This window comes from Mucilaginibacter sp. P5_A6 (assembly GCF_056400585.1).
Window position 1 is genome coordinate 473,201 of the sequence record NZ_JBFUKZ010000001.1, and the last position, 12,346, is coordinate 485,546.

At 41.3% G+C, this 12,346-nt stretch carries 6 protein-coding genes; 1 reads left to right on the plus strand and 5 read right to left on the minus strand.

The window, feature by feature from the left end; all coding sequences use genetic code 11:
- Window positions 1-194: 194 nt before the first annotated feature.
- The 5 genes from AC1DO4_RS01990 to AC1DO4_RS02010 form a co-directional block, all read right to left on the minus strand.
- Window positions 195-974 carry an alpha/beta fold hydrolase gene (locus AC1DO4_RS01990; RefSeq protein ID WP_477412467.1) on the minus strand — a complete coding sequence of 260 codons (780 nt, stop codon included), beginning with the start codon at window positions 972-974 and terminating at the stop codon, window positions 195-197.
- Between the two features lie 3,303 nt (window positions 975-4,277).
- Window positions 4,278-5,342, minus strand: a complete 1,065-nt coding sequence (locus tag AC1DO4_RS01995) for an IS110 family RNA-guided transposase (protein WP_477412469.1) — start codon at window positions 5,340-5,342, stop codon at window positions 4,278-4,280.
- 1,034 nt (window positions 5,343-6,376) lie between these two features.
- A complete protein-coding gene (locus AC1DO4_RS02000) occupies window positions 6,377-7,069 on the minus strand; it encodes a hypothetical protein (protein ID WP_477412471.1) in 693 nt (230 codons plus the stop codon).
- Between the two features lie 175 nt (window positions 7,070-7,244).
- Window positions 7,245-8,117: a hypothetical protein gene (locus AC1DO4_RS02005; protein WP_477412472.1), complete on the minus strand. Its 873-nt coding sequence runs from the start codon at window positions 8,115-8,117 to the stop codon at window positions 7,245-7,247.
- A 756-nt stretch (window positions 8,118-8,873) separates the two neighbouring features.
- A complete protein-coding gene (locus AC1DO4_RS02010) occupies window positions 8,874-9,833 on the minus strand; it encodes a hypothetical protein (RefSeq protein WP_477412474.1) in 960 nt (319 codons plus the stop codon).
- A 322-nt stretch (window positions 9,834-10,155) separates the two neighbouring features.
- Between AC1DO4_RS02010 and AC1DO4_RS02015 the strand changes: the two genes are divergently transcribed.
- A complete protein-coding gene (locus AC1DO4_RS02015) occupies window positions 10,156-11,346 on the plus strand; it encodes a winged helix-turn-helix domain-containing protein (protein ID WP_477412476.1) in 1,191 nt (396 codons plus the stop codon).
- The last annotated feature ends 1,000 nt before the right edge of the window (window positions 11,347-12,346 follow it).

Below are 12,346 nucleotides of genomic sequence, written 5' to 3' on the forward strand. Positions count from 1 at the left end.
AGTATTGCTTCGTATCTACCATGACATATTCGACTTTCAAGGTGTAAAGGGCTGTCAGACTGACAGCCCTTTTAGCAACGTCATTCCCCCCTTCAGAGTTCCCGGATTTTAGCTCTCGCAATGACGATCACGAGGCGGTAGTGGCATAGCTTTTAGCTTTATGCATTCTGCTTTTAGCTTTATGCATTCTGCTTTTAGCTTTTTTTACCTAAAAACTGTTTTAAGGCTATTTTAAATATTTCGTACTGGTCGGTATAGGCAGCATGCCCGGCGAAGGCAATATTTAGCAGCGCGGCACCTTTAACTAAATCGGCAAGTTTAGCCACGCTTTTTCGGGTGGTTAAATGGTCGTTATCGCCTCTAACAATAAATAAAGCACAACTGGCCTGGGTAATTTGCTCGTTGGGGTAACCGGTGTTATCATCATCAAGCCACATAGCAACAACGGCCGGGAACAAACGGTTAAAGTCAGCTTCAGCATTTAAGCGTTTGTATAGCGCAACTGTTTCGGGAAATTTATTTTCCCAGCTTTGCGGGGTAATTCTTAAAAAAAGATCCTTTGTTTGCAGCGCATCATTAATATGCCACCTTGATCCTATGGTAATTAACTTATCAATTTTTAGTGTGCTAAACGCCGCCAAACGATAGGCTATAATACCTCCGTCGCTAAAACCAATAATGCTGAGCTGTTTTATATCCAGGTGCTGCAATAAACTTTCTATATCCTTTTGCAGCTGCCCGTAACTTAGCTTTTTGCTACCTAAAGTAGATTGACCCTGCCCCCGGCTGTCAACACCAATTACACAATAAGTGCTGAGCAGTAAAGGCAAAATTGGATTAAAATCTTCCATACTCCCAAAGCCGCCATGCAGCAGCAGCATAACAGGGCCGTCCTTATTGCCGGTTATTTCGTAGTAAATAACCGTGTCGTCAATAACATGCTCATTTCCGGCAGTATGATTAAAAGTATTCATAATGGTGTCTTAATAAACAGGTATTAAAAATATTTTTGCAGGAAAATTTCAGCATAAACTTAGTATCGGCAGCAGAGATGTTAACCCTCCGAAGATGAGCAATAATTGCGCCAGCAAATCTTAATAATGGCGTTACCCCAACCGGTAGAAGTTGGGGCCCGTGCTGTACGTTCATACGCCTGCAGGCCTGCCCCGATGCCCGTCGCGGGCGTTGCGCACATTGGCCGGTATCCACTTCACTAACGTAGTTTGGTGGTAAGGTGTAAGCTTAGTGGTTTATAAAAGCATTGTGATTTGCGGGCGGGCGCATAAGCCTGGAGCGGCAACGAAAAAGTGCTTGCGATATACCTGTAATTTGCATGCGGGTACACAAACCCGGGGGCAGATAAGGGCTTTAAATAATGGGGAAGGCCGCCTTTAATCAACCCTCCCCAACCCTAACTATTAATCGTTTAGCTAAATATCAGGATAACAATTTAATAATTAATAAACTATTGTGAAACTGTAACATAGGTGGGAAATTTTGTACAGCTAATGTGAATTGGGTATCATTTCGTCCGCTCATGTGGCAGCAGAAAAATGCTTGCGGTAGCGGCGGCGCTAATGGGCTGCTCCAGGGGAGAAAAGCTTGGTAGTACAAATAAATTAACAATCTTTTGCATGCCAGAGGTACGCTACCTAAGGTTCCGTACCTCTGGCACGGAGCACCATCATTGTTTTTTTTTGCTACAAAGCTATTCCCCCGCTGGGGGAGAAAACGCTCTTAGCGCAGGTCTTGGGCGCGGTTTTGAGCGATGGCAGACTTGGGCTTCCCTGCTCAAGCAATTATCCGCCATCCACTAATAAACTAATGAACCACGCCCGCTGTTCGAATGTCTCCGACTTCGAACCGATATGTAAAGTAGTCTATAGACTACTTGTGCTGCGTGCTACTTTTGCTATACATACAGGTAGTTGCAAACTACAGGCATAGTCGTTCGAAGTCGGACCATTCGAACAGCGGAACATTTAGGAGAGCTGGGATCAGACTTTTGAACATTTTACTTATGAAGCGGTTAGCGGATATTTGTTGGTTAACAGGGCCGCTGGCAATATTGATAACCAGAAACACCTGATCCGGCAAATGTTTACCCGTACCTATAATCATTTGTTAGATATATGATTACCTGGGAGTTATTAAAATATTAACTAATTCCGGTTTCCATTTTTTAGCGCAGGTCTTGTGTTTGGGGTTTTGCGCGATGGGTGACCTGTGCTTCCAATAAGTCACAAGTCCTCTTGCCCTTTTTTAGCGCAGGTCTTGTGTTCGGGGTTTTGCGCGATAGGTGACCTGTGCTTCCATAAAGTCACAAGTCCTCTTACCCTCAAGGCAGCCACACAAGACTTGCGCCAAGGGCTGCCTTTCAAACCCGTCATTGCGAGGTACGAAGCAATCCCCGATTAGCCGGGCCGCCTTCTACACACCCGTCATTGCGAGTGGTAAAATTTCGCGAAACACTGAAGGGGGAATGACAAATCGGCGAAAGACTTACGAAGTTTTTAAAACTTCGTAAGTCTGGGATTCTACAACTTGTCATGGGTAGGCACGAAGCAATCCCCGATTAGCAGAGTCGCCCTGTAAAGTTTGGCATTGCTTCGTGCCACTCAATTGGTGTAGGAACGACGTGGCAATCTCGGTTATACAGGTTCTAACAATGTTACATAGTAACCAATAACACCGTCCCGCTCATGGCCGCGGGAGGGCCTAGTTACTTTTCCTTGATGAAAAGTAACCAAGACCGAGCATAGCGAGATAATGAGCACCAATAAAAAACAAATAACAAGCGAATAAATCAAGTCAGCAGAAATGCTTCTTTGCGCTCGGGGCATTTGCCCTGCAAAACGGCCAAAACCTGGGCTGGAATTATTTTGCCCCGGCGCACTCAGCCCCACGCACGTGCAAAAACTTCCTATGCCCTGCCACCGCACAGCCCACCATCGTTTTGGCCGTTTTCACCCGAAGCTGTTCTGCTGACACTTTGAGGAAAACAAGAGCTTTTTGTTTACCATAATCCTGTTTTTTACCAATTGTCATCTCGATAGAGCAGGGAGGGAATGTGCGAAAGCGCGAAAGAGAGATCTTGCACAACATACAAGCTGCTGCACATTTTCGTCCGAAGATAGGAGCCTTTTTACACCCGTCATTGCCAGGCTCAAAAGCAATCCGCCGCTCTCTACCACCGTCATTGCGAGGCACGAAGCAATCCCCGATTAGCAGAGTCGCCCTGTAAAGTTGGAATTGCTTTGTGCCACTCAATCGGTGCAAGAACGGCCTGGCAATCTCGTAGCTAACAATGTTATATAGTAACCGATAACACCGTCCCGCTCATGGCCGCGGGAGGGCCTAGTTACTTTTCCTTGATGAAAAGTAACCAAAAATCAAGTCAGCAGAAATGCTTCTTTGCGCTCGGGGCCTTTGCCCTGCAAAACGGCCAAAACCTGGGCTGGAATTATTTTGCCCCGGCGCACCCAGCCCCACGCACATGCAAAAACTTCCTATGCCCTACCACCGCACAGCCCACCATCGTTTTGGCCGTTTTCACCCGAAGCTGTTCTGCTGACACTTTGGGGAAGAAGAGGGCTTTTTATTAACATATGCAGCTAAAATTCCGGCAATTCTCCAATTCGGAAAATTCAGGTTCAGACAAAAAATCGAAGCTGTTCTGCTGACACATTGGGGAAAAAAGAGCACTTCGTTTACCATATTTTTGTCTTTTACCAAATTGTCATCTCGATAGAGCAGGGGAAGGAATGTGCGAAAGCGCGAAAGAGAAATCTCCTATGATGAAATTTGCCGATAAACAGGCCAATTGTTCGTGAAAGAATGATAATAGATTACATAAAGCTATAATTTATAAATGATTATGCAAAGCGTGGCCATATTTCTTTAACTTTCATTGCAGATCAGAAGGGGAAACAGGCTCTGCTGAGGAGCAACCTGTCAGCAATAGGATCTGTTGAATTGGATAATCGGCCTCTCGTGAGAGAGGCTTTTTTATGGTCTATCCTTTTCATGAATGGCTAAAAAAACCTTCGATAGCTTTAAATAATATGTTTTAATGCTTTGATAAAATTAACCAATCAATCTCCTATAAGCAGACACTGTGAATGCAGGCCGCATGATCGCGTTCATATTATTTGATAAAAATGGCAACCGTAGCCTTCGAAAAACAGACACCTTTCGGGCTGCGGATTTCTCTCTTCGGTTTGCCAATTCGATAAAAAAACAGATGGGTTTTATCAGCATTGCTTATCCTGTTTAATTTATTTTACAACTGCAGGTACATAGGGCTTTTGATTCTTCATCACGTAGCGTATCCTGTTAAGCATTTTTTTAGCTATCCTGATAATAGCGTTATTCTTTTTCATTCGTTTACAAAGTTCACCAAAAGCCAGTGTCATGGCCGGATCTAAACGGATAGCTATCCAGCTTGCTTCGATAAGCTTTTCACTCAACTGATGATGGGCGCGGTTGGTAAGCCCCAGTATGATCTCTTTGCCACCGGTACTATGGGTATTGGGTACAAGCCCCACATAATCACACAAGGAATCAAGCGTTTTAAACCTGTTAATATCTCCGATTTCTGTAACGAACAATAAAGCGGTAATCTCACCTACACCCGGAATAGTCCTGATGAGTTCAATTTTATCATCATAACGGGTTTGCCTGGATAATATCCGTACTTGCCTGGTAGATTGTAAAACCATAGTACGTGCCTGTGTATATCCCTGTAACAGGATATCCAGGTTTATCCTTGCCGTCGGGGTTAAGGATAGCGCCTTGAGCCACTGGATATAATTATTTGACCAATACTTATCAGCCTCTTCTGTTACGGCTATGCCCTGGAAATTAAGCCAGCCTTTGATCCTGTTTTTATAGCGTGTCTGGTCTTTAATCATTTGCTGGTAAACGCGGATGATGCCCCGGTCGTCCTGCTGCTCAACATCCGGTACAAAAATACCTTTAAGCCCGCCTTCACTTAGCGTTTTACTTAATTTACGACAGTCAACAGTATCTGATTTACGCTGCCTTTCCTTGTCTGTTGTAGGGACATCGGCCGGGTTTACGACAATACAGTGGATATCCGATTCACTAAATTCGCGCTGGTAACCAAACCCGCAAAATCCGGCTTCGTAAACCACCCGGTAATCTGCTGAAGGATAATTGTGTTTCAGGTGATTGCTCAATTCCCGGGCCGACGGATTTTGTGAGAATACCTTCAGTTCCATGTGTTGGCTGCGAAGACAAACTTTCCATGATTTTTTGTGAACATCAATGCCTACAAAAATCTTTTGTCCGCTAAAGTCTAATTGTGTAACTTGTTCCATGAGTTCTTGATTTAAAGTGTTTGTTCAATGTTTTCACTTTAATCTACAACCTTTTTTTCAAGAACTCTCTTTTGCCTTTTTACCATTTCATACATACGATCTTCTACAACATACAAGCTGCTGTACATTTTTTAGCCAAAACCTAAATTCAGTTATTATAATTATTAGCCGATATTTGTTTTAAATGGAGAAGCTAAGAAATTTTTATGCCCTGTTTTGGATCCTGGGTTTAACCCTGTTGATTTACGCTTTCTTTAGGATTAAGCAAGAAATTTTCCGGCATAGAAAACCAGCTACTGAAATAAAAAAGACGACCCCGTGATCGTCATGGTGAGGGGTGTTGGGGAGCTAAATTATTATAAGCCGAAGCAACTGACTATTAACCAATTGGTAGTATTCGATTCTTGACCTAATCTAAAGGAGTCACAAGTCAGCCATCGCTCATTTCCGTTACGCAAGACTTGCGCCAAGGGGGTGCCCTGCAACCGCACAGCCCCGCATCGTTCTGTCCGTTTTCGCCCGAAGCTGTTCTGCTGACACTTTGGGGAAAACAAGAGCACTACATTTACCATATTCCTGTTTTTTAGAAATTGTCATCTCGATAGAGCAGGGGAGGGAATGTGTGAAAGCGCGAAAGAGAGATCTTGTGCAACATACAAGCTGCTGCACATTTTTTCGCCAAAACCTAAACTCATATTATAATTATTAGCCGATATTTGTTTTAAATGGAGAAGCTAAGAAATTTTTATGCCCTGTTTTGGATCCTGGGTTTAACCCTCTTGATTTACGCCTTCTTTAGGATTAAGCAAGAAATTTTCCGGCATAGAAAACCAGCTACAGAAATAAAAAAGACCAACAAGTAAAGGTCATCGTGAAGGTTGTTGAAGACCAATTATTATAAGCCGAAGCAACTGGTTATTAATCAGTTGGTAGTATTCGATTTCTTAATCTAAAGGGATGACCTGCTCTACAACATGTTTTGTAAATAAGTCGCAAGTCATCAACCCGTAGGCAATCTCACAAAACCTTGAATCCTAACTTGATAATAACTTCATTAATCCGGGGTCGTTATGAATTAATTCTTTTATTAAGGGTTTTAACAGTGCGAAGATTTCGTCCGCCCCCTTAGTGCCTAAATATGAAACAACAATTCCTGAGGCTCTTTGATACCACCGTTTTTTTCCCAATGGAAAATCAGTTTTTAACGATTGAAAATCACTCTTTAATTCATCAATTGAATCAAAAATAATTTCTTGCCCCAACTGAACTTCGTTTAGCTTGCTCAAAATAGCATCAACTTTAGTATTCAAATCGTTTACTTCATCTTGGGAAAAAGCAGTGACATCAAAGTGGTATCCGCAATGAGAAGATAAGTTGTATATAAAAAATTGAAATTGTGTTATTATATCAATGAATTTAGCATCTTCTGACTTTTCTTCGAACTCGCCTTTACTCAATAATATAACCGGAGTATTAGTCATATCTTCTTTAAGTGCTGCCAAATGATTTAAAAACTCGATTAAATAAATCACCTGATGATTTTTATTTTTGAACTTATCACATTCAAGTTCAATTTGCTGCATCAAATTATTGATATTATCAGTATACTGATAGGAATTACGAATAAGAACTTTAGTTATATCTTTTGTAAGATTGCTTGCTTTAAGTTTAATAACATCTGAAAAACTAAAGTCTGGTGCTGGAATTTCGATTTTTATATTATCCATTTAATTATGGTTTGTTAATTAGGAACTTGAAAAATAAATCACATTTTTTATTACTTTTCTTTGTTAGCGCGGATCTTGTGTTTGTGGTTTCGCGGGATGGATGGCCTGTGCTTCCAATAAGTCACAATTCCTCTTGCCCTCAAGGCAATCACACAAGACTTGTGCCAAGGGGGGATTAATTATCGTAATTGTGTTTGGCTAGCGGTTCTAACCCGACATCAGATAAGAACTTATTTATTTCCCATTCAACTTTGTCCTTATTGATAGATCTTTTTTCATGGGTAGGGTAAGCATATTCTAATATATTCCAAATCATTCCATGGCGATTCAAAGCTTCCCTAATCCCATAAAGAGAATTAAATAATTCGGTGTCTTTTTGCTTTAAATTTTTGAAAATATCGACCAAATGAGAATAGTTTCTTGCTTGCTTTATTGCCAAATAAATATCAAAAGAATCTCTTTTACGCTTGACTTGTTTTACACTATCTGTTTTGGTGATGATTAATCCGGCTTCATTAATGAGAGGGAACCTAACTTTCTCGATGTTACCATTCGGCAATAAAAATTCTTCATCAATCATTTCAAACAAACTTTCCTTAAAAAGGATCTCACTATTAGGCGCTTTGATGGACATCTGCATATAGGTTTCGTCAAGGTATTCGTTTAATGGAACAGGAAGCTTCAAATGATCCACAAACATGTCCCCCTTACCTTGGTTATCTGATGAATGTAAAAAATCAACGTTGTAAACAAAATCACCTCCTCCTACTGAAATTACTTTTAGCAATTGAAAATTGTGCTTTGCAGACGATTTGTATCCATTTGATAGAAACAAATTAAAGATTTCCTTGAGTTCAGACTCTTTCTTGCCATCGCTGAACAATAAATCGACATCATGGGTGCCGGGATGTTTAATTTCTCCTGAATTTAGAATTAATGGAGACCAACCTCCAACTACAGCATATTCAACTCCTATCTTTGAAAGAATTTTTACACAGTCTCCCAAAAGTCCTTTTGCTCCTGCTAATAATGTATTATAATTTGTCATTAAAAAACTATTTGAATTGTAAGGTTATTGTTCGTGTTACGATCTCGAGAAATCAAAATAGATGATTAATGCATTATTCTATTTGGTACCGGTACTCGAGATTATCTTTAAGTACTAGAGCGTGAAAAATATGGGAAATATAACGCAGTTATTAGTTATTGATTTCACTGTTGAAGATCAAAAAAAATCTTTTTAGTATCATTAATAGAACAAATAGAAATTCGATGATTAAGAAAAAAGCTAAGCAATTAGTAATAGCAAGATAAGCTAATTTGATTATCCAATAACCTTCGTAATGTTGTAGATAATTAATGAGAAATTTTGGTTTGATACAGGGTAATAAAACTGCTATAATTGATATTATAGATAACGCAATTGAAAATGAAATATTGATAAAGACTTCCTTAATCAATAAGTATTTTGCAGATTCAATTTGAGGGATAATCTCTTCTCTTGATCTCAAATCATTCATGATTTGTTTCTGTTTTTTTGCCAAATCAAATATCAAGATAAGCAGATTAAACAATAGCCCGACAAAAATTGACAAAGATGTGATGGCAATATTTATATAATCGTTATTTATCCTAATACCTGCAGTAAAAATCAATATTGAGGCTATTATAGGAAAGTAKATAAAAGCGACTTGGTCGTTCGTGGTTGAATTTCTTACTCCAGTTGAATTCGCCTCTCCATAATTATAGAAAGTTTGAATATGCTTTTTAAAGATAAGCTGAGTGTTAATTTTATCAAACAACCTCATTTGTCGACATTTGGAATTATCTCTTCCATTAATAACGAAATAACTTCTTTGTTTAAGGTATCGAAATTTGGATGTTTAGTATTAGGATTAATTTCGGCCTTATCTGTTAGGTCATACGATGCGCTGAAATCTTCGGGGCGCGTGATATTCAAAACCCTTTTTCGTCCGTTGAAAGAAACATCTGCAAACACCTCATCATAATCGAAATCCTGAATTTTAACAGTTTCAATAAATGAAGAGTTTTCTGTAATTATTTTTTTCTTAATCCCCAGAAATCCTTTTTTTCTGGCTAACACAGATAATTCCATTTCATAATTTTCCAATTCAGTTCTCTCTTCGTCTGACAACAAATTTTCAGTATTCTGCGTTAACCCATGTTTTTTAAATCTTATTTTTCTTATATCTCCATCATTGATATATTTCTCAAATAAGGATGCAATAGATAACGTACTAAACTCACAGATAAAATCGTCACCGATTGTATCTTTATAAAACCTCTTAAAAGCTTCTTCAAATAGCTCTTTAAAACCGAACTGTTTGTAACTTTGGGATAAGAAAATTAAGTACGTCGAGTTTACTTCTGGTTGGGCAAGCAGAAAGTAAAAAGGAGATGAGTTAAATTGATTAGCATATACAGTGGTTACCGTATTTGCTTTATTTGTCGTTAATTCATCGATATAAGATTCTTGGCCACTATAGCCTTTTTTTAAAACTCCCGAATAGTAAGTATCCTTAGTTGAAATAATTCGATCTATATATAAAATCCTATCTCCTGGATCATTTTTATAAGTTTTAGTTTCCAAAAAAGTTATTAAATTTTGTCGTATTTGAGGGAATGTTTTATTAAGAAAAACCTCGGATACTTTATAATATAAATCCTTAATATTTCTTTTTCGGAATTTGATTAAGTAGCAATTAATATTAATACTTATTTCTTCTTTGTTGCTCAGCGCCATCGGTTTAGATTAATTTAGTTTACTAAGTTATTATTTTTCTGCAACTAATATTACATTAAAATAGTGTGGTTATTTAGCCGCCATAATTCTTAAACTTTTGTTCGTGTGTCAAATAATTAATTGAAATTCCTATTGTCATTACCCGCCCCTCCCGGCGTTAAGGACTGCAATGAATACCGGCCAAAAGGCCTGCGCACTGGCCGTGCCTAACGCCTGTGCAGTATGAATGAAAGGCCTGGCCCCGTTTCTACCAACGGGGAAACGCCCATATTAAAAATCAAGAAGTTAACCCCACACCAAAATATTCCATTATTTTGTAACCATGGAAACACCGCTACTCTCAAAACCCCAAGCCCGCAAAATCATCCTCCATGCCGCTGGATTGGCCCGCCAGGCGCAGTTTGGAACGGGCCGCGAAGCGGTTTACCGGCTGATTGATCACCTCGGTTTTGTGCAGCTGGATACCAATTACGTAGTGGAGCGGGCGCATCACCACGTGATGGCCGCGCGCGTGCCGGACTATGAGCCGGAATGGCTGGGGGAACTAACGGCAGACGGCCGGATCTTTGAATATTTTACCTCCGACGCGGGTTACATCCCGATGGGAGATTTTCGCTTTTCGCTGCCGGTTAAGGAAGGTTTTGCGGTAAACAGGAAGCCTGTAACGCCGGCCGAAACCCGGCTCATGAAACAGGTGCTCGACCGGGTGGAACGCGAAGGTCCGCTGATGGTGGGGGATTTCGAGAACGACCGGCTGGAGGCCAGTTCGGGCTGGTGGGACTGGCGCCCGGCTAAAGTGGCGCTGGAACGGCTGTACCTTGACGGCAAACTGATGATTACCCGCAACAAAAGTTTTCATAAAGTATATGATGTGCCGATGAATTTAATTCCGCAGGATACGGATGTGACGGTGCCGGCAGCAGAAGAATTTGCCCGGTACGTGATCAGGCGTACGCTGGGGGCGCTGGGTGTTGTCTATGTTAAGGAAATGGCCTGGCGCGCCCGTTACGTGAAGGGTAATTTAGTAAAAAAGGAGCTGGAGAAAATGGTAGCTGCCGGCGAAGTGCAAACGGTGCTGATTGAAGGGCTGAAAAGCGCACCGCTTTATATGCTGCGTGATCAAAAAACGGACATCGAATTGCAGGGTGAGGCTTTTATCCTTTCGCCGTTCGATATCTTGAACGTATTCAGGCATCGGTTAAAGGATTTTTTCGATTTTGATTACCAGGTTGAATGTTTTGTGCCCGCGGCTAAGCGCAAGTACGGTTATTTTTGTTTGCCGGTACTGGTGGGTGATACTTTTGTGGCCCGCATGGATGCCAAGGCCGACAGGAAACAAAAGGTACTGATTGTGCATAACCTCCACTTTGAAGCCGTGGAACTCAACGAAGCCATGATCGGGAAGATCACAGCTGCGCTGAAAGCGTTTGTCCAATTCAACAAGTGCCGGGATATTGTTTTTAAAAGGTCGAATAGGGAGGCTTACCTGCACGCCATTAGCCAGGGGTTTTGAAAAGTGCCCCCTCTAAATCTCCCCCGGTAGGGGAGACTTTTTGATCTTCGGTTTTTTTAAGCCCTCTCTTCCAGAGAGGGTTGGGTGGGGCTCATTACTTCGTGTCTTATAATGATGTGGTTATAAGTAACTGACTATCAGGGTATTTTTTAATGTAATCTATGTCATTGCGAGGCACGAAGCAATCGCAGGCTTTACAGGGCGGATCTGCATAGTTCGCGATTGCCGCGCTGCGCTCGCAATGACATGGTTGTTGTGAGCCCTAAAGCCACCGCGTCATTACTGTTTTTTCCTGTATCAAAAGCTTTCGTTTTCCCCCAAGGTGTCAGCAGAACAGCTTCGGGCGAAAACGGGCAAAACAATGCGGGGCTGTGCGGCTGCAGGGCATAGGAAGTTTTTGCATGTGCGGGGATATGCGGGCAAGGGCAAAATAATTCCAGCCCAGGTTTTGCCCGTTTTGCAGGGTAAAGGCCCCGAGCGCAAAGAAGCATTTCTGCTGACTTGAATTATTCGCTGTTGTTTGTTTTTATTGGTGCTCATTATCTCGCTATGCTCGGTCTTTTGGTCCTTTTTGTTTCAAGACAAAAAGGACTAGGCCCTCCCGCGGCCATGAGCGGGACGATGTTATTGGTTAGTACAAGGTAAAGTTAGTACCCAAATAGCGGCTCTGTACAGTTCGCGGTTGCCGCGCTCCGCTACCCATGACGTGTTTGCAAAAAAGGCCTTTTGTCATGCTGAACGGAGTGAAGCATCTATTATTCGCCATGCTTTTTCGCCCTGTACAGTCTGCGAATAGATCCTTCACTGCGTTCAGGATGACAAACCTTTTAAAACGTCATTTTCCCCTTCAGCGTTTCGCGAAATTTTACCACTCGCAATGATTAGAAATCAAAAGCTTTCGTTTTTCCAAAAGTGTCAGCAGAACAGCTTCGGGCGAAAACGGGCAAAACAATGCGGGGCTGTGCGGCTGCAGGGCATAGGAAGTTTTTGCATGTGTGGG